This window comes from Micromonospora sp. NBRC 107095 (assembly GCF_030269705.1).
Lineage (GTDB): Bacteria > Actinomycetota > Actinomycetes > Mycobacteriales > Micromonosporaceae > Micromonospora > Micromonospora parva.
In genome coordinates this window covers 180,389-205,325 of sequence record NZ_BSTU01000007.1, presented here as the reverse complement: position 1 = coordinate 205,325, position 24,937 = coordinate 180,389, and the positions used below count along the sequence as shown (strand labels likewise).

General features: G+C 69.9%; 8 protein-coding genes. 1 reads left to right on the top strand and 7 read right to left on the bottom strand.

Annotation, left to right across the window (positions count from 1 at the left end; genetic code table 11):
* Nucleotides 1–129: 129 nt before the first annotated feature.
* Entirely contained in the window at nucleotides 130–1,380 is a 1,251-nt protein-coding gene (locus QSK15_RS29335; protein ID WP_285797282.1) for a hypothetical protein, read from the top strand.
* A gap of 117 nt (nucleotides 1,381–1,497) precedes the next feature.
* Here QSK15_RS29335 and QSK15_RS29330 read toward each other — a convergent pair whose 3' ends face one another.
* The 7 genes from QSK15_RS29330 to QSK15_RS29300 all read right to left on the bottom strand — a co-directional run bounded on the left by QSK15_RS29330 (nucleotide 1,498) and on the right by QSK15_RS29300 (nucleotide 24,556).
* Nucleotides 1,498–3,237 (bottom strand): hypothetical protein, encoded by a 1,740-nt coding sequence (locus QSK15_RS29330; protein ID WP_285797281.1) that lies wholly within the window; start codon nucleotides 3,235–3,237, stop codon nucleotides 1,498–1,500.
* Entirely contained in the window at nucleotides 3,234–6,680 is a 3,447-nt protein-coding gene (locus QSK15_RS29325) for a DUF5682 family protein (protein WP_285797280.1), read from the bottom strand. The genes QSK15_RS29330 and QSK15_RS29325 overlap by 4 nt, the downstream gene beginning before the upstream one ends.
* The gene (locus tag QSK15_RS29320; RefSeq protein ID WP_285797279.1) at nucleotides 6,673–7,788 is read right to left on the bottom strand and encodes an AAA family ATPase; all 1,116 of its coding nucleotides are present in this window, start codon (nucleotides 7,786–7,788) and stop codon (nucleotides 6,673–6,675) included. The genes QSK15_RS29325 and QSK15_RS29320 overlap by 8 nt, the downstream gene beginning before the upstream one ends.
* The gene (locus QSK15_RS29315; RefSeq protein ID WP_285797278.1) at nucleotides 7,785–12,521 is read right to left on the bottom strand and encodes a hypothetical protein; all 4,737 of its coding nucleotides are present in this window, start codon (nucleotides 12,519–12,521) and stop codon (nucleotides 7,785–7,787) included. The genes QSK15_RS29320 and QSK15_RS29315 overlap by 4 nt, the downstream gene beginning before the upstream one ends.
* Nucleotides 12,518–13,393: a DUF4132 domain-containing protein gene (locus tag QSK15_RS29310; RefSeq protein ID WP_285797277.1), complete on the bottom strand. Its 876-nt coding sequence runs from the start codon at nucleotides 13,391–13,393 to the stop codon at nucleotides 12,518–12,520. Before QSK15_RS29310 ends, QSK15_RS29315 begins: the two co-directional genes overlap by 4 nt.
* A 481-nt stretch (nucleotides 13,394–13,874) precedes the next feature.
* Nucleotides 13,875–16,730 (bottom strand): RHS repeat-associated core domain-containing protein, encoded by a 2,856-nt coding sequence (locus QSK15_RS32645; RefSeq protein WP_502889661.1) that lies wholly within the window; start codon nucleotides 16,728–16,730, stop codon nucleotides 13,875–13,877.
* A 4,094-nt stretch (nucleotides 16,731–20,824) separates the two neighbouring features.
* On the bottom strand, nucleotides 20,825–24,556 hold the full coding sequence (locus QSK15_RS29300) for a LamG domain-containing protein (RefSeq protein ID WP_285797275.1): 3,732 nt from the start codon (nucleotides 24,554–24,556) through the stop codon (nucleotides 20,825–20,827).
* Nucleotides 24,557–24,937 lie beyond the last annotated feature (381 nt).

Below are 24,937 nucleotides of genomic sequence, written 5' to 3'. Positions count from 1 at the left end.
GTGGCAGCAGCCCTTGCTTCCTTGGATGCTCCTTGCCCGTCACATTCGCTTCGGTCAGGACCCGACGGCTTTCACCGCCCGGCCGTGCGAGGTTCATCGAGGACCGAGCTCACTCAAGATCACGATTGGATGTCGGGTCTGACCGGGCCGTTGACCCTCCGGTGCAACTCCCGTGAGCTGTGCGGCGGGCAGAACGCCCGGATCGGGGGGACGACAATGGAAACCACGGCACCGGGACCTGCACCCGTCACGCCGCCGCGACCGCGCCGACGTCGGGCATGGCTCGCGATCGCGCTGGCCGGGGCACTGGCCAGCGGGGCGGCCGGAGTGACAATCTGGCGGACAACCGCCACCCCGTCACCGGCATCGGCCGAGGTCACTACCACCGAGACGGCTCAGGAACTCTTCGCCGGGCTACCCGACCGACTACTGCCACCGGCCGACCCGACCGCCCTACCCACCGACCGGCCCGTCGGACGGGGAGCCCTGCTCTACCAGATCAACGACCCCGACCGCTACACCGCCACAAGCGGCGGCTTGCCTCGACTGCCGATCTACCTGGTGACCGCCACCGGTGACCAATTCGCCGTCGGGCTGGCCACCATAAGCGAGTTCAGTCAAGCGCTCTCCCCGGACGGGCGGTGGTTCGCCCAACGTCGAGACCGGCAGTGGTGGATCCGCGACCTCACCGGGACCACCGATCGTGCCGTCCCGCCCGGGTACGAACTGCGGCAGTGGTCCACCGACGGACAGGCGCTGCTGCTCGCGCAAACCACCGGTACCAGCGAGGCGTACACGGCGTTCACCCTGCCCCGTGGGGAGCTGCGCCCGCTGGGGTTACCCGCGATGCCGGCCCGTCGAATGCTGGCATTCCTCGACGGGCGTGAACTGGCCACCGCGGAGTTCAACCTCGGAGCGAACCTCCGGCCGCGCCGACAGCTCACCATCGCCATTCAAGACGTCGACGGCCGCAAAGCCCGCTCGGTGTCGATCCCCACCACCCAGCAGGTAGGCCCCGGCGACATCCGCAACGCGGTCGCCCCGGTCATCCGCGGCGGAGGCAATCCGCCGAGCGTGTGGGCGGTGGTCACCCGGCAAGAGCAGGCCCCGACCGGCCAGCCGGAGCAGACGCAGTCAGATCCCCCCTGGACATTGGTCGGGGTAGACCTGCGGTCCGGCCAACCAGCCGGCCGGATCGACCTCATGACGCCCAACAATGACCAAGGTGAGGAATTCCTCGGTCTCGCCGGCACCGAAATCCTCCTGCAACGCTGGACCGCCCACGGCGCCGAACTGGTCGCCGCCAACCCCGCCAACGGCCAGCGCCGAGTACTCACCTCACTACCCGACGACGCGCGGCTGACCCTCCCCGGCAACTAGAGGCGTCCGAGCCAGCACCAGCACGGGCGAGCGCTCAACTTCAGGCAGAGTTGGAGTGCGGTGGATCCGATGAGCGCGATGCCCCTTGGCTCGACCGGTTGCTACTCCCGAATCCCCCTAGCGACCGCCCCTGGCTTGCCATGACCCAGCGGCTACGGCTGTTGCTGCGATGTATTGGTAGGCCGCAGCGGTCAGCCAGGCCACCGCGAGGGCGGTGGAGTCCTGCTGGTTCAAGCGGCCGAACGCGTCGCGGCTACGTCGGTGACCCGCGCGTCGTAGTTCGTTCAGCACGGACGCGGCTGTCGGCAGTTGGGCGTCCAGGAGCGCCCGTGCGTCCCGGTCGACGTCCGGCACCAGGGCGGCGCGGCCGGCGGCGACCACTCGTTGCAGGTGGTGGGTGAGGAGGTGCAGCGGCGGTTGAGGTTGATCGTTGCCGGAGGGCTCCGTGGTTCCGGCGTGGGGTAGGTCGGCACGCTGGAGCTGGTCGACGCCAAGGTCGACGTGTCCGCCGAAGCGGCCCGGCAGCCAGGGCGCGGCAACGGCGAGACCGTGGACCTGGCGGGGGCCGTGGAAGCGCCCGATCATCCGTAGCGGCATGCCGGTGGCGTGGGCGGCGAGCAGGCGCAGGTTCGCGACGTACGGGAGCACCGGATCATCGTGTGGAGCGAGGACGATGACCGGCCCCGGCAGTTGCCTCGTCTGCAGGAGTAGACCTCGCTGGTCGGCGGCGAGGACGCCGTCGATGAAGGCGAGGTCGTATCCGGCGGGCCGCTCGTGTTGGGCGACGTCGAAGGCGTTCAGCCAGCGGGCGGCCTGTTCGGGGATTGGTTGCCGCCAGAGGGCGTCGGCTGGTTCCTCGTACCAGGTGCGGCCTGCGGTTCGTACGGCCTGCACTGTCCTGCCGTGGCTGAGGCGCCGGTCGACGGACGCATGGGCGTTGATGACGATGATCCCGGCGCGGTCCAGCTCCCGGTGGCTGATCGTCACGTCGCCGAGGTTTACGCTCGCCTGAGCGGCGTTGCGGGCTGTGTCGCCATCGCCGGGTCGGGCCTGCGCCAGGCTCCAGATGGTCGAATCGCCATCGGTCAGGTAGCTGATAGCGCCGACGTGGCCGGTGGTGGTGCGCAAGGGCTCGGTGTAGAGCCCGTACAGGTGCAGATCCCCGATGGGGCTGTAGCCGCGCCGACTCACGCCCCGAGCGGCTTGCTGGTCACCGATGCCGCTGATCAGGAGATGTGAGACGGTCAGCACTTCGCGCAGTGCCTCGGTGAGGTCGGCCAGCCGGAATGCGGGGCTCTGGCGGGCTGCGCGCAGGAGTTCCACCACTCTGGTCGCGGCTGTCGCCAGTCGGGGCAGTCCGATGGCGCGTGCCTGGTGGATGGCGCGGAGTAGGTCCGCCTGGGTCACCGCACCGGCGCCTGCCACCCCGTGTTCGAGGATCTGCGCAATGACGTCGCGCGTCTGGATGGCGGTGGCCTTCTCGTCGGCGGTGGCGGTCGGAGCGGCGGAATCGGCCTCCGTGGTCACGGCGGCCTCGACGGTGGTCCCGTCCGATCCGGTTGCGGCCGTGTGGTGTGGGTGCGTGCTCAGGACGGGGGCGGCACTGAGCACCGCGGCTCGGTGCAGGCAGCGCGGCGCTAGCAGGCAGTTGCAGGCGGCTCGTTCGGCGGTGTCGACCGGGGTGGTGAGGGTGACGGTGACGTGGTCGTCGATGGTGATCGTCGCCCCGGAGTCGGATGTGGTGACGGTCCAGGTCGGCTGCTTCTCGAGAGCCTGGTCGAGCTTGGACCGCAGCCGGGCGGGAAGGGCGGCGACGGCGTCGGCGACGACGTGGGGTGCGACGGCGGGCAGGCTCATCGGACCTGGTCTCCGATCCAGCGGGCCAGTTCGGTGGGGCTCAACGCGGCGACGGGCATCCCGGCGGCAACGAGTTGCCCGGCGACGGCGGTGCTGTAACGGGGTTGACCTCGGTCGTCGAGGCTGGCGCAGCCGAGGAGGGTCACCCCGTCGTCGGCGAGTGCCCGGACGGCGGCCAGTAGCCCGCCGATGGGATGTCCCTCCTCGAAGTCGCTGACGAGCACGACGAGACTGCGGCTGGGGGTGGTGACGAGCTGCCGGGCGTAGCGCAGGGCGGCGGCGATGTGGGTGCCGCCGCCGACGCTGATCTCCAACAGCAGGCTGAGTGGGTCGGCGACCCGGTCGGTGAGGTCAACAACCTCGGTGGAGAAGGTGACGAAATGGGTTCGTAGGGTCGTCACGCCGGCCAGGACGGACGCGGTCAGCGCCGCCCAGATCGTGGACGGTTCCATCGACCCGGATACGTCGACGAGGAGGATGACCTGCCAGTCGACGCTGCGTCGACCGCGGCTGCGGAAGACGAACCGTTCGGGGCGGATCTGCGCTGCACCGTGGGAGTCGAGGCGTGCGGTGTGCAGGTTGGCGTGCACAGTGGCGCCGAGGTCGAGGCGCCCGGTGGGTCGGCGGGTACGTCGTGGTGTGGTGAGCCCGGTCAGTGCCGGTCGGATCTGTCGGGCCAACTGCGCGGTCAGCTCGGTGACGAGCCTGGCGACGAGTGGGCGCAGTCGGTTGAGCCGCGCCTCGGGAAGTCCGCCGGCCAGCGCCAAAACGGTGTGCAGCAGTTCCACCGAAGGTCGGACGTCTTCGGGTGCGATGGTGAGCAGGGCGTCGGCACGTCCCCGTTCGGCGGCGCGGGCGAGCACCTCGTCGCGTACCGCGGTGCCGAACAGCGCTTCGAGGTCGTCGGCCCAGTCCCGCACCTGCGGGTATGCGGGTTGTCGCCCACCGCCGGGTCCGGCGGCGGTGTGGGAGCCTTCTCCCCTGCCGCTGCCGTACAGCTCGTCGAGTGCGGTGGCGAGTCGGCGGACGTGCGGTGGCAAATCGTCGGGGCGGCGGCCGAGCAGCAGCCGCCATCGCTGCGCGGCGGGCAGCGTGTGCACTCGGTGAGCGGGCCGGGATTCTGCCGGGGACGGTGGCGGAGCCGACTTATCGGCGGTGTGGTCGTCTCCGCCCGTCGGCAGTCCGAGGGTGGTCAGGGCCTGCCGTCCCGACTGGTCGACGGCGAGCCAGTCGGCGAGAAGGTCGGGTGCGACGCTCACCGTCGCGTCGACGTCACCGATGCGGTGACGGACGGTGTCCAGAATACGGTCCCGGTCGGCGGGGCTCAACGCGTCGAAGCCGCCGCGCAGCGCTGGCAGCCGGCGGATGAAGTGGTCGTCGTCCCAGCCGTCGATGGCGTCTAGCAGCGGGGTCAATGTCTCCCCACCGGCTTCGAGCAGGGCGGCGGCAAGGCTGAGCGCTCCGCGAAGTCGGTCGGTGCATTCGGTGGCCGGCATCTCGGTCCAGGACGCCAGGACCACGCCGAATGCGTGGGGGGCGGTGATGCCGAGCAGTACCTGGACGGCGTGGGCTGCTCCCCGCATCAGGGGTGATCCGTCGCGGGCGAGGCGGCTGACGGCGTGGCTGAGCCGTAGCAGGTGGCCACTGTCGTCGGCGTGCCGGACAAGGTCGAGCAGCGCGCGGGCGTCCCCGGGGTCGGTGGATCCGGCGAGCCCGTCGATGGCGCGGACTGCCGCGGCGTGCAGGTGTGTCAGGTGCTCGTCGAGGCCGGCTGGTGGTGACGGGGTGGCGGGGATGTGCCCCCGGTGCAGCCGCTGGAGTAGTTGGCTGGCGGTGGCGAGGTCGGCGAGGGTGGCGGCGCGGGTCACGGCGGTGTGCAGGTCGGCGAGGCGGACGTCGACGGCGTCGGGTAGTCCGCAGGCGGCGGCGCGGGTGAGCCCGGCGACAGCTTGTGCGGCGGTGGGGCCGCCGTCGGTCACCTCTCGGCGGCGCCGGGTGTTCAGCATGCCGGCGGCGGCTTGGGCGAGGGTGACACCGTGTGGGCTGGCGGCGGCGAGTCCGGCGTCGGTGCCGGGCTGCCAGTGCAGCCGCCAGCGGGTGGTGAGGGTGTCGGCGGTGGTGGTCTCGGCGGGCTCGGCGTAGGGCACCTGGCAGGCGAGCAGTCGTTGCAGGGTGGCCTCTCGTCGCTGGTCGAGTGGGTTACGCAGTGGATCAAGCCGAACGGTGCGGGGCGGGTCACCGGGGCCGGGCAGGCGCAGGTGCTGCAGTAAGGCCTTGGTGGCGGGAGTCAGCCCGCAGACGGGTGTGTCCGGGCAGGGGTGACCGCGGCGCTGTCCGATCAGGGTGTGCTGCATGGCAGCGGCGACTGCTCGGCCCCGGCCGGCCGGTTCGCCCTGGGCGAGGACGGTCTGCAGCGCTTCGACGAGTTCACCGCGTCCGGCGGCGGGCAGGTTCCGCAGTCGGGCCAGATCGTGGGCGAGTCGGGTGATCTCGGTGGCCTCCGCCGGGCCCGTGGGGTGTCCCTGGTCTCGCAGGTGCCGGGTGATCTCGACGGCGAAACCGCGTAGGTGCGTGGCTAGTGCGCTGGGATCGGCGTGAGCATCATGGACAGCCTGCTGCCAGCGAGGGTCGCGGATCCCGGCGGGATAGCCGGACCGCGCGTCGAGCAGGTCGAACGAGTACGGCACCAGGGAGATGACCGGGGTACGTCGTTGCGCCTCGGCATCAGGTGTCGGTGGTGTGGTGGATGCTGGGTGTCCCGGTGTGGTCAGGGCGGGGGCGTGGAAGGCGCCGACGACGACGGCGAGCCGGCCGGGGGTCTCCGCGATCTGCTGCCGCATCCACGCCTCGCGCCGCTGATCGAGGGCGCCGATGCCGTCGGCGGCATCGTTGCGAAGCGCCCAGCCGACGGCCAGCGCCGCCCGGCGTACCGCCTCCGGCGGCGAGCCGGGGGCTGCCGCCTCGACCCAGCGGTCCCACAGGTCGTCTCCGGTCCGACCGGTCAGTGCGGCCCGCACGCTGTCGGCGTACCCCCTCACCCGCGGTCCGACGGCTGCTGCGCGCTCCTGCCACGCCGGGTCACCCAGCGGAAGATCGCAGCAGTGGGCTGGCACGCCTCGCCGTTGCGCCCACCGCAGCGCGGCGAGCTCCGGGGAGAAGTCGGCGAACGGGTAGAAGGCGAGCGGTCCGCCCTCATCACCGCTGGCGGCGGCCAGGGCCACCGGCGCCTGGGTGTCGGGGTGCGCCAACCAGGTCAGCCACGGCTGCATGTCGGCGGGCAACTCGACCAGCACCGCGTCCGGGGCGGCCGCGTCCAGCAGGGCGGGGATCGCCGCGGCGAGCACCGGTGAGTGATGCCGCACGCCGATCAGGGTGACGCGGCCGGTGTCGCTGAGACGTGCGACGGCGGCGCGCGGGTCGTCGGCTGTGCTGTCGTCAGTCACGCAGGACATCGCGCTGTTCCCACAGCTGCCGCCACATCCGGCCGCCGGCCTCGGCGCGGCGGCGCAGGGCGCCGTCCCAGTACGCCAACAGCCGCGCATGGTCGGCCGAGTCGTCCTTGCGTACGACGCCCACCAGGTGTCCGGGCAGCAGCGACAACGGGTCCGGGCCGGGCAGGTAGGCGGTGGACAGGCCGATCGACGCGGCGACGGCGACCGCCTCGGCGGTGCTCATGACCGAGGACGGGCGTTCCACCTCCCAGCCCTCGACGGTGCTGCCGGTGCGCAGGTCGCGGAAGGCGGTCACCAGGGTCTCCAGCACCGCCTCGTCCACCGTGTACGCGGCGCCGACCCGTTCCACGGCGGCGCGGGCCTGCCGGGTGACGAGGGCGACCTCGGCGTCGAAGTCGGCGATCGGAGGCACCACCTCGAAGTTGAACCGCCGTTTCAACGCCGCGGACATCTCGGACACGCCTCGGTCCCGCAGGTTGGCCGTGGCAATGACGCAGAAGCCAGGAGCCGCGTAGGCGACGGAGTCGTCGGGAAGTTCGGGCAGGGCCATCCGACGGTCGGACAGGATCGACACCAGCGCGTCCTGCACCTCGGGCAGGCAGCGGGTGATTTCCTCGACCCGGGCGACGGCACCGGTGGTCATCGCGGTGAGCACCGGCGAGGGCACCAGTGCCTCCCGGGACGGCCCCTTGGCCAGCAGGAGCGCGTAGTTCCAGCCGTAGCGCAGCTGTTCCTCCGTGGTGCCGGCCGTACCCTGCACGGCTAGGGCACTTGTGCCGCACACGGCGGCGGCGAGCAGCTCGGACAGCATCGACTTGGCGGTGCCCGGTTCGCCGACGAGCAGCAGGCCCCGTTCTCCGGCCAGGGTCACGACGCACCGCTCGACCAGTGCCCGCTCCCCCACGAACTTCGCCGCGATGGTGACCTGACGGCCGTCGGGGGCCTGCACGGGCCGGCCGGCGGAGCCGGCGATGAACGTGACCACCGCCTGGGGGGTCAGCTTCCAGCCGGGCGGGCGGGGACCATGGTCGGCGGCAGCCAGAAACGCCAGCTCGTCGGCGTACAGGTGCTCCGGCGGGTCGATCTGTCGGGCGTTCACGCCTTCTCCTGCAGGTCGAGGTAGCGAGGTTTGTCACCGGCGCTCACGCGGTCCCACGCGGTGCGGAACAGTTCCGGCGTCGCGCGGGTGACCAGCGTCAACCCGTTGAGGAACAGGTACAGCGGCTGCTTCCAGCTCTCCATGGGTGGGGTGGGGTTCTTCGCCGCGAGCCAGCCGCCGGGCAGGAAGACGCCACGGCCGGCCCGTTCCCGCTTGCCTGCCACCACCAGTCCGGAGTCGAGCAGCGCCGCCTGGGCCTGCTTGAGGGTGGCGGGCTTCCACGCGTTCCAGGTCCGCACGTTGACATCGGTAGGGTTGGGCAGAGCGAGCAGCTGCAGGTAGTAGCCTGCCGAGTCCCGGTCGAGGCCGGTGTGAGCTGCGACGGTGTCGACCAGGTCGGGTGCGCTGACCCGGGGGTCGCGGTGTTCGCCGCTGGCACCCTCAGGGGTGGACAGCACGGCGGCGATGTCCGGTGAGAGCACCAGCCGCAGCGCGTCCGCGACCGGGCCGGAGATAAAGCCGACCGCCGGGTCGTTCGGTCCGCTGAGGCGGGCCGGGGCGAGGTGGTGCACGACCATGTCCCGGAAGGTGTGCCCGGCCACGAGCGCTGGTCCCACCTGGGGTTGCTCGTCCACCTCGTGCCGTCCGGCGCCGATCAGCAGCCGCGGGTTGCGCAACCGCTGCCGCAGCAGCTCCAACGCCCGGGGCAGAGCGTCGCGCATCGGGTCGCCCCATGGCAGCTGGTAGGACAGCCACAGCAGCGCCACCGTGCAGCCGTACAGGTGGTTGCCGTCGAACGGGGTTCCGCTCGTGGCGGTGGTCTCCAGTCGGCCCCAGTCGCCGGGCTGGCTCTCCCCGTCGGTGGTCAGCCAGCTTCCGGGTGCCGGGTCGGCGATCGTCTGCAGGATGTCGGCCGCTCGGTTTGTGGGCAGGATGCGGGTGGCGTCGGCGAGCAGTTGCTCGCCGATGACGACGCGGGCGCCACGCAGTGCCAGCCAGGCCGTTGCGAGACGGTCGACGTCCGGACCGTTGCGCCACAGATCCGCTGGGTCCTGCGGCATCGCCGCGTCCACCAGCGCGATGCGGTGCCCGTACGACAGAGCCTTCAACGCGTCGCGGGCGGTGCGCGCCTGGGTGCTGTTCACCCCGAGGATGCGCCGCTGGTCGGCGGTGAGGAAGTTCGCCTGCCAGTCATCGATGCCGGGAAGACCAGCCAGCAGCAAGGCGGCCTCGGTTCGCGTCATGCCCGTGCGCCGCACCAGGGCGTCGACGCATTCCGCGCGCCACGAGATCGGGCCCTGCTCAGCGAGCAGCCGGCAGAACGCCCTGATTCGATCAGCGCCCCGCCAGCCGGCCGCGACGGTCTCCGCCTCGACGGTGGCACCGGACGGCGGAGTGAACCGCCCGGTCGGGGACAACTGCACGGCCGTGCGCCGCCACTGCTTGCCTCGCCCGGCGTACCAGGTGGGACCATGCTCTGGCAGCAGCACCGTGACCTGGGCCCCGTCTCGCTGAATGACCCGCTGGTTCTCCGGGGGCGCCTCGTCCCACGTCGCGGTGAGCACCCGCACCGCCTGTGCCGGGTCGGCCAGGACGGTACCGGCCAGGGTGGACAGCAACTGGGCCAGCGCTGGGCGCTCCTGCTCATTGGTGACCGGCGCGGCGGCGCGGACGGCCAGGGCGCCGAGTCCGCCGAGCGCGTCCACCCACGTCGGGCTGGCCTGCGGTACGTCCTCGATCGTCCCGGCCGTGAAAAGGTCGGCGACCGCGTTGATCTGGCGAAGGATCTCCCGCCGCGTCTGGGCACGGCCGCTGTAGTAGGTGAACCGTTCCGCCGGCAACAGTCCGGACCAGGCGGTGCGCAACAGATCGTCGGCGACGGAGTCGGCCGTGGTCTCGTCGACCGGTTCGGTCGTTAGCAGCTGCGGCACTGCTTCCAATCGACGACGCAGCCGTACCGCGCGCACCACCTTCTCCGCCACGGCGGTACGCAGCACCGGGTCGGTTACCTCCGTCAGCACCTCGGTGACGAGGGCCAGCGCTACCGCATTGATCTCGGTGGACTTCGTGACTTTGTCGTCGATTGCCATCAGCCGGGCGGCGTCGGCGGCGTCGAGCCGCCGCAGCCGGGCCGAGCCCGACGCATCGCGCGGGGTGAGTGCATGCCACCAGGCCAGCGGCGGAAGGTACCGGGATGGTCGGCACCGGTCCACCGGTTCTCGGCCGTCGGCGCTCCACACGGTCAGCTCCAACTCGGCCCGGTGATGGGGTCGCCCGGTCACCGGTAGCACGACGTCGCTGCCCGGTAGCCGAAGGCCGGCAACCAGCGCGTCGCTGTGGAACGGGTTGCGGCTGGCCCGGACCGCACTCGAATGCCAGGACACCCGCCGCCCGTCGACCCCCTCCCCCACCTGCGTTCCGTCAGGCAGGCGGATCACCCTCCAACCGACCAGCCCGTCACGCCAGCCCAGTGGCGACGAGGCGAACGGTGCCGGTGCCGGGCGCAACTCGCACAGGTCAGCGATGAGGGTCGCACCCGGGGGCAGGTCGGAGGCGAAGAACGCGGGCAGGCTGTACCGGCCGCTCTCGCCCGTCGCCGGGTCGTACTCCCGCCAGCGCCGCTCATTGGCCGTCAGGTCGGTGGGCTGTTCGCACCGCCAGAACGAGACGCCGTCACTAGCGACCGGATACGTGGCGGCCGGACTGCGGGTGTCCCCGGCGTGCCAGGGCCGACTGCCCGTGGTCATCGCACCACCGGGCAGCGGCAACGGCAGCGACCGGCGGCCCCACAGGGCGTGGTCGGTCGGTTGGCCGGGGTCGATCAGCTCGTCCGGGTCGGCCGACCAGTAGCCGACGAGCCGGCCGTCAGTGCTGTACCAGGTAACCAGGAGTTGCCCGTTGACCAGCCGGCAGGTGGTGTCGGCGTGGGAGTTGCGCGCGTGCGGGCTGTCCGCGGGCGGATACCGGAAGATGTGTTCACTGGTCGGAACGTCAACGTCAACGTCGACGACGTGCGCCGTCCGGTTGTCGTGCACCACCAACTGCGGCCAACCGTCGCCGAAGCGTCGGCCGAGCTTGTCCTCGGCCACCTGCTCGTAGGCCGGCCAGGACAGCTCCGCGACCAGGCCAGCCCGCAGTGACCGGGCGAGTACCGCAGGCACGTCGACCTTCGCCAGGGCGGTGAACGCGTCCGGGGCCAACGCCACACCGGCGGGCGACCACACGGCCGCGAGCTGGGACAGCGCCTCGTCCAAACCGATCACGGTGCCCTCCCGCACCCGGGCAGCCCGTTCGACGAGCAATTCGGCCAGCACCTCCCGTAGGCCGGTCGCTCCCAACGTTTCGGTGACCAACTGCGCCGGCAATGGCCCCGACCCCTGCCTGTCGTGCAGCTGCGAAAGGGCGTCGGCGGCCCCCCGTGCCAGCAGCACCCGACACCTGGGGTCGGCGGCGACGGCGCGTAGGTCCCGCCGGCCGGGGCCGACGTCGTGCACCCAGGCAGACACGTTGAACCCACCGCTGTCGCTGCCGATCGCCACCGGTACCTCACCAGCGAGGCACACGTCGAGAACGTCCACGTCCGCCCGGTGGGCGAAGTCGCTCCACAACGTCACCGGCCGGCCCTCCGCCCGCAGCCGCGGCGCCAGGTCCGCGACGACGCGGATGAGACGCTCACAACGACGCCGGCTGCGCCGTTCCCGCAGCGCCATCAGCCGCTCCAGCCACCGCGCCGCCGACACCGTCGCCGCCTCGTCACGCAGCAGATCGAGCGTGCCCGCCGCGTCCAGCAGCTCCAGCCAGAAGTCGGTGACGTCGGTGGACCAACCGGGCGGCTCGGGGAAGATCTCCACCAACCGCGCGCGCACCGCCGGATCATGCTGGGCCAGCCGCAGCAAGGGTTGGCGGTACGCCTTCCACACCGCCTCGCCCGAGCGGGTCATCGCGGGGAACGCCAGCAACTGCCGGATCACCGCCTCGGCCTGCTCCTCGACGTCCACGCCGGCCGCCTTCGCCAGCCGCCGCAGATCCTCCGCCATCCCGGCGTACGGCGGCAGCCCGCCAGCGACGCGACGAATGGCCAGGGTCCGCACCAACTCGTACGCCTCAGACGCCGGCCGCCGCGTCGCGACCGCGCGGGAGTACTCCGTCAGCATCTTCGCCGTCAGCGCACCGGCAAACGCGAACTCCAGATGCACCTCCCGCAGCCGCTCCTCGTCCACTGGCAGCCCGTGCACCTGCTCGGCCCGGCGGGCATCGGCGAAGCAGCCGCCGGCCATCCGCGGGTTGTCGGCGGCGCGGAACGCCCGCCCGGCCTCTTCCCAGAACGTCGGCAGGAAATGCGGTGCCGCCGCACCCAGCCGGCCGGCAAGCTGCTGGTAACCCTCGCGGGCGTTACCCGGCTTGGAAGCGGCGCTTCGCGCAAGCCGCGCCATGTCCTTGACCATCGCCAGCGCGTGCCGACCATTCGCCGGATCGTTGATCAACGCCCACGCCGGGAACCCGAGCGACTGCCGCCGGGCCGTGCCCACCGGCGTCGGCTCGGCGGTGCGGCTGAAGCCGAGGAACTCCATCGACAGGTCCTCAGCCTCGCCCAGGGTCGCCCCGGCGAGACGGACGACGGTGCGGCCGGTCAGCGCCGGATGGATGTAGTGACGCGCGGTCACCACATCACGGCCGGTCTGCGCCCCACCGTCAGGCAGGATCGCTCCCGCCTCCAACAGCGCCTCACTCACGCCCGCTCACCGTCCTCGTCCACAACCCGGCCGGCGTGAAGATTCGCCGCCATCCGCATTCCTTCCGACCACGCCACCGGCCCCACAGCCGCCAACGCCACCGCCGCCCCCTCCGGATCGGTGAAATAGAGCGGGCCGGTCTCGGTCTCGTACAGTGGATCGCCCTCGCCGATCCACACCGACGCGACCACCGGGACGCCGTCCTCCCACACCCGCACCGACGCGGCGCCACCCTGCACGCGGTAGCCCGCCGACGTCGCCCGCGCCTGCACGTGCCGCAACTCCTTGTACCGGCCCCGGGCGTAGCGGGCCAGGTCGCGCCGCCGATCGTCGAGTGACTCCGGCAGCGCCCACACCTCCCGGAACAACTGCAGCGTCTCCTGACGCACCCCCAGGTCCGCGGCGAACTCCCGCAGATCCGCCAGATCAGGCAGACGAACCGGATGCGGCAGAACAACCTGCACGGCGCTGGTCCGGCCGCTCTCGCCGTCCAGGTCCACCACACCCAGACCCTTCTCGGGGTCCGCGTCACGTAGCAGCCCCGCGCGGGCGGTGTCCCATCGCCCCGTACCGTCCACCGGCACCACAACCAGATCACGCAGCGACGTACGCCATGCCTCGTCTGCCCACACCTCGCAGATCACCGTGGTCGGCACGGGCAGCGACCGCACCATCCACTGCTCAACCTCACGCCGGCAGGAAACCTCGTGCCGCTTCAACCACTCCGAGAGCTGCCGCAAGCCGACGACCACGTCGGTGTCACGCAACGCCTTCGGCAGGCTCTTGAGCAGCCTGCCCTGGCGGTTACGCGCGATCACCTTGCCGCGTTCCAGGCTCACCTCATAGTCGACACCGGCCGCCAGCCAGCCCATGTTGATCTCCTCCCGCCGCGCAGTGAGCGGGATTCTGCCATCCGCGACCGACACTCGAGATCACCGTCCGCAGGGGTGTACCCAGCTGGAGAATCGGTCGGCGCCGCACGCCTTACGCGGAGCGCGCCCGCCAGCGCCGACGACGTGGTCGCGCGCGCAGCGCGTCAATCACCCTCTATCTCTACGAACAAATGCGCTCCCTGGGCGCATCGCTCCGCCAGTGCAGACAAGCGATCCAACAGGCCTGCAAGCGAAGCAAATTGCGGCTCACCTCTCACCCGGGCGATCTCGGCCAGAAGCATTCTGGACTGAAGCCGGTTGAAAACCGTAATCCCATACTGATCAATACACGACAGATAGGGGTAACGGTCGTCAAGATCAGTTAACGCCTGGGCCAATCTTCCCGACTCGTCTGCCATTACATCGAAAACGTCGTCAACGCTGTCGCCTCGTAGGCGAATTATCAAGATCGCCACGACTCTCACATCAATCCTGGATACGCACTGACCAAGTGGCCATTACGGTTTGTAACGAGAGTGAAAAAGTCAGTAGGTAGACCGGTGGATCGATCAACCCCGACCGGGCTCCCGTAGTTTACTTGATACACCCAGTCACCCTTTGCGTTTTGGATAGGGGTGGAACTACTCGCGCGGGAAATCAGATCATCGGTCTTGACCTGATCAAAGAACTGACTTCGTCCACCGAGCCGCCCACCGAACGCGCGATGGGCATCGTTGATTTTACGTTCCCCCTTGGCCGTCGCCTGGATCGCGGGAAAACATGGACCGGTGTTGTGTACGAGGACCGGGGTTTTGCCGGCGAGTACATAGTACGTGTGGGTGTCGGAAATGGTGAGGTTGTACATGTACTGGGCGCCAGTGTAGTTACGGACGCTCGCGACTCGGACCTCGCCGGCAGTGCTTGAGCGCAGCCGCTCTCCTGGCACGAGCTCTGCAGCATCGACCCAGACACCACGGGAGACGGACCAGATCGGGTGCTCCCACGTGGTCTCGACATGAGCCTTCGCGCCGGTGGGCAGCAGCACGACGAGCGTCGTGAGCTGCGAGTCGCGATTCAGGTGCAGGCGAGTCACCGATTTGGCTGCAGTCACACCGGTGTGGGGGTCGGTCGCCTGCACCAGGTCGCCGACCTTGACGTCCCCGATCTCCTCCGTCGTACCATCCGCCATGAGTACCGGCGTGTCCCGACTGAAGCTGTTGCCAATCTTGCATGCCTCGACCACGTCATCGGCTGCCTTCGAGGCACCGGAAAGAAGATCGGCGCCTTCGCCGACAACCTTTCCGGCCTTGCCCACCGGAATTGCTCCGGCGAGATCGAGAACCAGCCCAACGTAGTCGCCGTTGTCAAGCTTCTCCTTGGCGAGCGCAATGGAGTACGGAATCCCGATGCCAGGAATCCAGCTCATCCACTCGTAAAACTCGAGCTTCGATTCCTTGGCCCGGGCGTCCCGCATAGCGCAGTCGCCCTCGACCTCACACATGAAGGCGGCAAGCGACTCCTGGAGTTCAGCCGGAGTGAAGTCGGTTATGTGACACCTGAAATAGCGGTAGCCACTGAAGCCGCCGTACGTGTCGCAGTCACCGATGTAGTGAACCGTGAAATTGATGAAGGCTTTCCGCCGTTTCTTGACTTCCTCATCACGATCCGGTTGGCCAGCCTTCGAGCCACCACCACCACCACCACCACCGCCACCTCCGCCGGAACCAGAGCCTCCGTCGTTCCGCTTCACGTCGTCCGGACTTGCCAGACCGTCCCAGACGACATCCTGGATCAACCCAGTCGGGTCGCTGAACGTGATTGGGGAGTTGCCGGCGTACGCGTAGCCATGCCACTGCTGCGGTTGACTCTGGTCCATCAACGGGTCGACCGACACGAACCTGCCGAGCGTCGGGTCGTACTCCCGTGCCCCGATGTGGGTGAGCCCGGTCGAGTCGATGTCGCCACCGACGAAGCCCTTGCCGTTGGGCCAGGCCGCCTGGTCCCCGCGCGGTGCACCGTACGGGGTCTGGCGGCGGATCGTGACCGCCTGGGTCGCCGCGTTCACGCTGATCTGTTGGGTGCCCTGGTGGTCGCTGAACAGCCACTGCAGTCCACCGCCGCTCGAACGGCTGGCGATCGACTTGCCGGCGAAGGAGTAGTACCGGGTGGCGGTGTTCTGCGCGGCGCCGAGGTCTCGCCGGATTTCCGTTCCGGGCAGGTAGAGGGTGGTGCCAGTGGCGTCCCGCCGGAGGATCCGCTCGCCGTCGGCGTTGTAGACGTGACTGGCCAGGGTGGCGCCGCTTTCGGTGACGCTGGTCAGTCGACCCTCGGCGTCCCAGGCCAACGTTTGGTCGGCGGCCACACCCGGCCGGGTGACGGTCTCGCCGGTGGCGTTGTAGCCGTACGAGTTGGTCACCGGCGCCTGTCCGGGGGCCTCGGTCCGGACCGACGTCACCGCGTGCGGCCGTACGGAGTTCGCGCCGCTGGTGGGCACCGTGTACGTGTTCGTGGTGTCGCCCGTCGAGCCGTGGCTGGTCTGGGTCAGCCGGTTGCCGATCCGGTCGAACGTCCAGTCGGTCCAGTAGGGGGCGGGTCCGCCCAGGTTCCCCACCGAGGGATCGGTGGCGCACTCCACGCCGGCTCGGGGTGTCCAGGCCGAGGTCAGGCGGCGCAGCCCGTCGTACCGGAAACACTGGCTCTCGGCCTGGCCGGCCCCCGGCTTGTCGACCAACTGCAGGATATTGCCGGCGGCGTCGTAGGAGTAGGTGCGGTCGGAGATGGTGCCGGGCGAGGTCTCCGGCTTGATCGTCGTCTGTCGGATCCGGCGGGTGTCCGTCTCGTAGACGTTGTTGTCCTCGACGTACGTCCCACCGGCGGTTTTCCGGGTCAGGACGGTGGGCTCGCCGTACACGGTGTACTGCTGCCCGACGACGTACGACCCGACCGTCGGCAAGTTCGTGGTCAGCGTCTGCGGCAGTCCGGTCGTGCCGTCGTAGCCGGTGCTCACCGTCTCTTGGCCGAGGCCCCCGGCTGCGGGGTAGGTGATCGAGACTTGCGTCCCGTCGGTGGGGGCGAACCCGTACGAGTAGGTCCACTCCTGTCCCAGTCCGGTCACCGTGCCCGGGATGACGTACTGGTCTCCGGTCACCTGGTAACGGGTGTTGAAATTGATCGCCCGCCAGGTGTACGCATTCGTCGAGCCGGCCGGCTCGTACCGGGTCGACTGGGTCAGTTGTCCGCGTACGGTGACGCCGGTGAAGAGCTGGTCGTACTTCCACTCGGCCCGCAGCTTGCCCGGTGAGACCTCATCGTCGTACTGGCCGGTCCGGCGGCCCATCGCGTCGTAGGTGTAGACGAGCACCTCCCCACGGGCGTCGACGCTCTTCTCCAGGTCGCCGTAGAGGGTGTAGGTGGCGAGGCTGGTGCCCTTGTCCGGGTCGCGGGACTCGATCTGTCGACCCCTGATGTCGTACTTGTAGGTCCACTCGTTGCCGGCCGGGTCAGTGATCTTCGTGAGCTGGTTCTTCCGGTTGTACGTGTACCTGACCGCGTCGTACGCGCCGGAGACACCCGCCGCAGTGGTGTGCTGGCGTACCTCGACGTCGCGTCCCTTGAGGTCGAGGAATTTGGTGGTGGGGACCTCACCGGGGGCCGGGGTGCGGGCGATGCTGTCACCCCGGTACGACGTGCTGGTCCGCCACTTCTCCACCAGGTTCGTCACACCGTCGCCGGCGAGCGAGATCTCCGCGATCGGGCGGTTGGCGTCGTCGTACTCGGTGCGGGCGACCGCCGGTACCGACCATTCGGGCTCCCACCACAGCGTCCCCGAGGCGGTGCCCGGCTCGGCATGCGCCCCGTAGGCGACGGCGGTCCGCCCCCAGCGGTCGTAGATGGTGTCGGTGACGAGACGACCGCCGCCGATCCCGGAGGACTGGGTCTGCCGCGGCCGCAGCATCGCGTCGTAAATCTGGTAGGTCGTCTGGTAGTTGCCGGCGGAGTTCAGGGTCTCGGTCTTGACCGACGAGTAGTCGGACCGGGTCGGTGAATAGGTGTACACGTAGCGGGCGGACGGCTTCTGCGGGTTGTCCGCCTTCGACCAGCCCACCTTCCAGACCTGGGTCGTCCGTCCCAGGCCGTCAAGGGTCACCTCGGCCACTCGCGAGTTCACGTCGGTGGTCTTCCAGGCCGTCCCCCAGTACGGCGACACCTCCTCGTGGCTCGTCCAGTTGAATCCGTTCTTGATGGTCTTGCTGACCCTGGTCACCGGCCCGCCCGCGGCCGGTGTGTACGCGGTCGCGGTGGTCACCGACCGTGCATCGGTAGTGGTGACCGCCCGGCCGAAAGCGTCGTAGGTTGCCTGGCCCTCCGTCTGGAATACCGTGCCGGTCGTGGTCGTCCAGTCCCGCAGTTGTTCGGTCCGGGAGATGGAGCCGTAGGTCGGTGCGGTGTCCGCGCTGGCCGCACCGTCATAGCTGTAACGGGCGTCGGCCACGACGTCGTCGGCGCTGGCCGGTGCCGTCCCACAGGGCAGGGCGTTCGTGGTGACCCGCTTCAACAGACCGGTCTGGTTCCTGCCCAGGTTGCGGTTGTAGGCCTGGGTGACACACTGCTCGTCACCGACCACGTTGACGTCGCCGTCGTCCTGCGTCCAGTCCAGGGTGCCGTGGGTGTCGTCGAACGCCGACGTGGTGCGGGTGACCCGCCAGCCGGCCGCACCGTCCACGCCGAGCGCGGTCGCGGAGTAGGTCATCCGGGTGTTCGTGAAGCGGGCTGTGACCAGGTCATTGTTGATCGTGCGACTGGCGGTCGGCGGGGACTGCCAGGGTACGTTCACGGTTCTGCTGACCGGCTTGTCGAGGTCGCCGTTGTAGACGGTCTCCTCACGCACCGAGCCGGCGAACCAGTCCTCGTCGTGAACGGTCTCGTTGCCCAGCGAGGCACCGACGGTAACCTGTCTGGTGCCACCGGTGGGACTGGAGCGGTCACCGTGCATCCCGCGCAGATACTTGGTGACGGTCAGGGTCTTCCGGCCGTCGGTGCCGCCGACCCGGGTGGTGACCTCTGAATAGCCCCGGAACTGGTTCCAGGTCTTGTGTTTCGGCTTGATCAGACCGTCGTCGTCCGAGTAGTGCCAGGCCGGCTTGCCGCCGTACGAGTAGGTGGTGAACTTCGGCGGTGCCTGGTGTCCACCGGCGAGCTGCACGTCCGACTCGGACACCTGGCGTACCACGTACTTGTGCCACCACTCCGTCAGCAGCGCGCCCTCGGCACCGTTGGGGTCGGGTCCGATGACCGGATAGCAGAGCTTGGTGTTGGTGTGTGCGTCGCTCGGAACGTTGTCCTTGTGGCATTCCGGCAGGCTGTAGGTGACCTGGATCTTGGCACCCGTCTCGGCGACGATGTTGGCGATCCGCTGCCAGTTGTTCGTCGTGTTCGAGTCGGTGAGGACCCGGTTCGGCATTGCGGTCGGCTCGAACGTGATCGGCGGCAGGGTGACGGCCGTGCCGACGTGACCGGTGTGCGCAATGGAGGAGAGCCACAACCCCGCGTTGGTGCCGTCGCCGGGTGACGGGAACGTGTGGGTGAGGGTCCAGGAGTCGACGTCCTGCCAGGCCGGGGTCGCCTTCGTCGTGTCCCAGACCCGGGTCGTGACCTTCGCGAGTCGCTTCGTGGTCCAGAAGGTCGGGGAGAAGTTGTCGCCGCACTCCGACCCTGTGCACTCCTGGTCCCATGGCACGTCCGGCCAGTTCGTCGCGTTGTGGGTGCCGCAGTTCGACGTGACACACCTGTCGTCCGGGGTGAACAGGACCTGCGCAATCGGGGTGGTCGACCGGTCGCTGGCGCCGCGGTCCCAGGTGCCGTAGTCGATCCGGCGGATCATCCCGCCCCGGACGTAGGAGACGTCGGACGCCGCAGTCAGGTTCTGCGCGTACTTGTTGTTTTCCTTGTCGTACCAGTACGACATCGTGTTGCCGCGCGGGTCGACGACGTAGTCGAGGTTCCATCGCCACGCCTGGGTGCAGTCCGAGTCGAGGAATTGGCTGGCGTGGCAGGGCTCGTCGTCGTGGTTGCCGAACACGGGTGCGGTCCAGGTCGAGTTGGTGCCGCTGCTCTGGCCGGGCAGGCTGTTCAACCCGAAGTAGTACTGGACTCCGTCGGTGGTGGTGACCCGCCAGTGCTCGCCGTTGTTGTCGCCGTTCGTGGCGTTCGTCAGCTTCTCGATCTTCGCGCCCTGCTCGCTGCGCGAATGCCAGCCCTTGCCGTTCTGGAACACCAGTTCCGTACCGGTGCCGTTGAGGGTCATGGTGGCGTTGTCGGAGCGCCAGCAGAGATCTCCGGTTTTCTTCTCGTTGTTGGCGCCGGAGGTCTTGTCGTCGCTGCACGACACATAGCTGCGCTCGATGTAGCCGGGCCAGTAGTCGAAGCCCTCGCCGACGAACGACGGTTGGTTGTTCGTGGCGGCCGACCGTCCGTCGACGCTCGCCGACGAATAGGCCAACGAGACCGTCGGGCTAGGCCCATTCAGCCCCGGCGGGGTCCGCATTGGGTACGCCCAGGAGAACCCTCCGGTGGAGCCGCCGCCGGTCCAGGTAGCCGACGGTGACAGCGAGGTGGCCGTGAAGTCGCCCGCCGACCCCTTGGCGTCGGCGGCCAGCGCGACCACGCCGCCGCCGGCCGTCGACACGTCGGCCGACACGCGACCGGTCACGGTGTCGTTCCGGGAGGGTAGTGGGCTGGCCTGGCAGCCCGGAGCCTCCGGTGTGGTCAGGGCGCAGGGCGGTAGCTGCCACAGCCGCAGACGGTCAGCCCAGCTGCCACCGTACGCATGGCGGAATTCGTTGTAGTCGACGGACACGTTGGCCTTCGCTGGTCCGGCTGTCCGTCGCGGACCGCTTACCCGCAGGACCACGCCGTCCCGCCAGGATGGTGCGACGGTGTCGCGACCGACGATCTCGACCGTGACGTCGGTCGGGTTCCCGCTCGTGGAGCCACCGGCCCGGTTCACCCAGACCGGCAGCTGACCGACCCGTACGCCTGGTGTGCCCGACGTGTCCGCGCGGCCGGTCCCGAGCGAGGCCGCTGCCCAGCCCGCCTTGGGCCACACCGGCGCCGGGGCGGGCTTGCCCGCCTGTGGCGGTGCGGGCCAGGCGATCCCGCGCACCTCCCCGCCGTGCTTGTCCACCGGGTCGGCCTGTGACCGCAGGCGCTCCGGGGCGGCCGGCGCGCCCGCCGGCGCTGGCGATGCCACCAGCATCGACCCCACGACCACCGCGGTGACAATGGCGGCGAGCACCCGACGAGGGCGGCCCGGCGGCGTGGCGCCCGAGCCTCGTTGACGCGGACCGTTCATTGGATCCTCCGGAATAAGGGGTCGACGAGGTCGGGTGTGTGGGTACGGAGCCGGTCAGCGATCCGGCGGTCGACCAGCGCTCAGGACTCGAGCTCTGCCTGCGCCTGGGACTTGTGCAGTTCGGAAACCGCGGTGTCGGTCAGGGCGCCCTGGTAGACCAGCAGGTCGTCCAGGCCGCCCTGGAAGTAGTCGACGAGGCGGGGCTGCTCACCGGGGCCGGTGAACAACGCCGCCCCCACCGTCAGCGGCCCCGTGGCGCGGAACACTCCGGCGCAGGGCTTGGAGTTCTCCAGGACGCCGTTGACGTACAGCCGGATTTCAGCGGCCTGGGCGTCGTAGACGCCGACCAGGTGGGTCCAGGTGCCGATGTCGTCCTCGGTCAGCAGCCGGTTTCCCTCGGCATGTGTGCGCACCGGCGTGACGTCGTCGTCCGCACCGCCCACGGTGAACCGCCAGCGATGCTCGCTCGCGCCGCTGGCGAGGCGGTACTCCCGTAGGGAGAGGTAGAAGGCTGATTCCTTGGTGCCCCGCTGCCCGGCCGCGGTGAAGGTGCGGGGCTCGAACTGGTCGGGGCGTACCCAGACCGAGACGGTGAAGGAGTCGTCGGTACGCAGCACCGGGCTGTCCTGCCACTGCGGCGGGCTGCCCTCGGCGGCCAGGTTGCGCTGGGACCAGCCGTGCTCCAGCGTGGACAGACCGAAGTACGGGTCGGCTGGGTCCTCCACGAAGTGGCGCTTGTCGAGCATCAGGCCGCTGTCGCGGTAGCCGGCGTCGACCGTCGTACCCTGGGTCAGACTCAACCGCCGGCCCCACGTCGCCCCGTCCGGCGCCTCGCAGGTGGACGGAATGCCGACCTGGTAACAGGGCGTGGCGGCGTTCATGTCCCAGCGCCCGACCTCGATCGGGGTGAGGATGCCGGGTTCGTCGAAGCCACCGGAGTACTCGTCGGTGGCGAGTTGGCCGGTGAAGTCGTGGTCGACCAGCACCCGGTTGAACACCTGCACGTCGGCGATGTTGCCGGTCCACCAGTTGGCCGGGAGACCCGCGGAGAAGCCTCGACCGACCACGAACTTGCCGCTGGTGGGCCAGGGCGCCGCGACGTAGTCGGTCTCGGCCACCCGGACGCCGTTGACGTAGAGTCGCAGTTTGCCGGCGGTCCTGTCGTAGACACCGGCCAGGTGGGTCCAGCGTGCCGCCTCGGCCGCGGTGATCGGGGTCGGGGCGATAGCCACCCGGCTCGCGCTGGTCTGCGCCGGGGTGTCCTTCATGACGAACGACCAGTGCGGGACGTACGGGGTGCCCTGCCGGCGTACGCCGAACTCGAACCGGGCGGCGTCGGTGGCGTCCTGGGTGAGCACCTTCATGTCGCTGGTCGGCAGGACACCCGGCCTGACCCAGGCGGCCACGCTGAACGAGTTGGTGGTGTCGAGCACGGGAGCCGCGGTGGCGGCCTGGGAGGTGGTGCCGTTGAACGCGGCGCTGCCGCCGCCGAGCAGCCGGGCGTCGGCGGCCCAGCTGACATTCGTCGGGGCCAGCGGGGTGTCACCGGCGATAGCGCCCTGCTGGTCGGCGAGCGCCTGATCCTGCGTGACGCCCGGGTAGGTTTCCAGCCCCCAGCGGGCGATCGCCGGGGAGGGACGGTCGACGACGAACTCGACGCTGCCGTACCCCTCGTTGCGGGTGGCGTCGACGGCCGAGACGTAGAGCGTGTTCTGGCCGTACTTCGGGGGCCGCAGCGTCACGGTGGCGCTCTTCGGGGTGCCGGTGGCGGTCACCACTGTCGTTGGGCCGGTCCAGCCGTACTTGAATGACGTGGCGTCGGTCGCGGTGGACTCGATCCGGAAGGTGACCGGTTCACCCGGCCCGCCCGGCGAGCCCTGAAGCGTGACCTCGACCGGGGGAACGGTGGTGTCGGCGGTGAACTGGCACCACGGCGACCAGCCGCTCCACCGCGAGTACGGTGCCGGGTCGACGGCGGTCACCCGGTACGCGTACGTCTTGTCGGTGACGACGGCCACGGCGGCGGTGGTGGCCCGGCCGTTCGCGGGTGCGGACGCGGTCGGCGGCCGGGTCAGCCGGGTCGGGTACGCGTCGGTGACGGTGCCGATGCCGGCGGCCGGCACCTCGATCCACTCGTAGGTGCCGGTCAGGCTCTGGGTGGTGTCGGCGTCCGGGTAGACCGCGGAGAACGTCGGGGCCAGCGTGCCGATCGGCAGTACGCCGTCGGACAGGCAGGCGACACCGGCGACCTGGAGACTGTTCGGCTTGCCCGGGATGGAGTCGTAGTCGACGATCAGCTTGGCGTCGTTCGGGAAGAACTTCTTCCACCGACCCTCGGCGGACTCGCCATCACCGTCGCTGTCCCGGGCGGCGAAGCCGACCGTGATCGCGGTGCCGCCCGCGCTGGCGACGGCCTGGACCTTCGAGGTCACCACACCGGACTGGAAGTTCATGATCATGTCGGGTTGGATGACACCGCAACCACCCGCCTCGTTCGCGTGCCCCGGCGCACCGTCCATGATCGCGTTGAGCTTCATCTTCGACCAGGTCGCCTGCATGGCGTGGTCGATCGCCGGCACGTGGTACATGTAGGCCCAGCTATCGTCACACGACCAGGAGTGGTCCAGCTTCATCTGCACGTAGGCGCTCTCGATGTGCTTCCCCTTCATGGCGGTGAGGGGGAACTGGAAGAACGACCGGTAGAGCTGCCCCTGGCAGGGCCCCTCCGGGCTCAGCCCGACCCGGGCCACGCTGACGTCCGAGTTGGAGCAGCCGTTGTTGGTCGCGTACGCCCAGCGGTTCTGCTTCACCGACCAGGCGGGGTCGATGAAGACCGGGAAGTCGGCCGTGTTTCCGTCGAGCATGGCCGGGTCCGGGGTCAGAAGAAGGTCACCGGTGGCGTTGACAGCGGTTTCCACCCGTACGGTCCGCGCGGTCGCCGCCGGGCCGTCGACCGAGGAGCGCTCGGCGGGCACCGCCACCACACCGGCCCGGCCGGCGATCGTCGTCTGACCTGCGGAGTTCCACATCGTCGCCGGTGTGGCCGTGGCGAAAGCTGTGGCGCCCACGTCGGCCCGCAACGACCCGTCCGGCAGCCGGACCGCCCGCGCGTCGCCGCCCAGGTCGAATCGGATCTGGCGCAGCGCCGGGTTGGCAGCCGCTGTGGGCGTCTTCACCACCAGCACGTGGGTAAAGCCGGTCCGGGTCGCCTGGACCGCGAGGTCGACGCCGGGCAGCACCTCCGGGTACGTCGCGGTGTCCCCGGCGAGCACCGGCGCCGGCAGCGCGGCCGGCCAGCCCACCGTGAGGGTCTTCCCGTCCCTGGTCAGGCTTGCCAGCGGAGCCGTCCCGCCGCCGGAGAACGCCACCTCCGCCGCCGACGCCGCCGGCCGTACCCGTCCATCCGCGCCCCGAGCGAGGTCGAGGTCGACGTCCAGCCAGGTGCCGTCCACGCGGCGGGTCCACTGCGGAACCACCCCGGACTCGAACCTGAGCCGACCGTCCGGTTGCGCTGTGACCTGCGTGTACTCGGAGCGGGACGAACCGACCACCACCGGTCGGGCACAGTTTTTCGCCATGGCCAGTGCCTGCGCCGGGGAGGCCGCCACCGCCACGCAGGGGGCAGCGGCGGGTGCCGCAGCGGCCGGCCGCTCGGCCAGCACCGGCAACCCCGCCACCGGCATCAGCAGTGCGGTGGCGGCCGCGAGCCAGCGCAGCCGCCCCAATCGGCGCCACCCGTTTGGCCGGCTGCGGCTGGGCAGCCCGCCCACCTTTGCTGGGTCGGCGGCGGCGTGACCAACATCGACAGACATGGCAGCTCCAACCGACCAGGGCAGGCCTGGCCGTCGCTAGGGAGGATCGGGATATCGTGAGGTGCGCGATGGGCGCGCGGGGCGGCCTCGCAAGTAAGCCGCCATCGGGACCGACGGAACTTGTGCGGGCACTCGGGTCTGTGCGCGACCGGTCAGCGCGCGCTGAGCCTCAGTATTCGAGGCGGATCGGCGCCGTGCGGGGCGTTGACACGTACGGGATCAGCTCGGGCACAACCCGGATCGCCCTACGCGGAGACGGACGTTCGGCCGGCGCAGTGGGCGTCAACGGCCTCGATCGTCCAGTAGGCAGTCGTCTCGGGCGGACAGTCGCCCAAGATACATCCATTGGATACATCATTCACCCCCGTGAATTGATGTGGC

Coding starts and splice junctions, on each gene's coding strand:
- QSK15_RS29330 (WP_285797281.1), bottom strand. CDS start 3,237: ATGAGCCTGCCCGCCGTCGCACCCCACGTCGTCGCCGACGCCGTCGCC.
- QSK15_RS29300 (WP_285797275.1), bottom strand. CDS start 24,556: ATGTCTGTCGATGTTGGTCACGCCGCCGCCGACCCAGCAAAGGTGGGC.
- QSK15_RS29335 (WP_285797282.1), top strand. CDS start 130: ATGTCGGGTCTGACCGGGCCGTTGACCCTCCGGTGCAACTCCCGTGAG.
- QSK15_RS32645 (WP_502889661.1), bottom strand. CDS start 16,730: ATGGGCCGCCGGACCGGCCAGTACGACGATGAGGTCTCACCGGGCAAG.
- QSK15_RS29310 (WP_285797277.1), bottom strand. CDS start 13,393: ATGGGCTGGCTGGCGGCCGGTGTCGACTATGAGGTGAGCCTGGAACGC.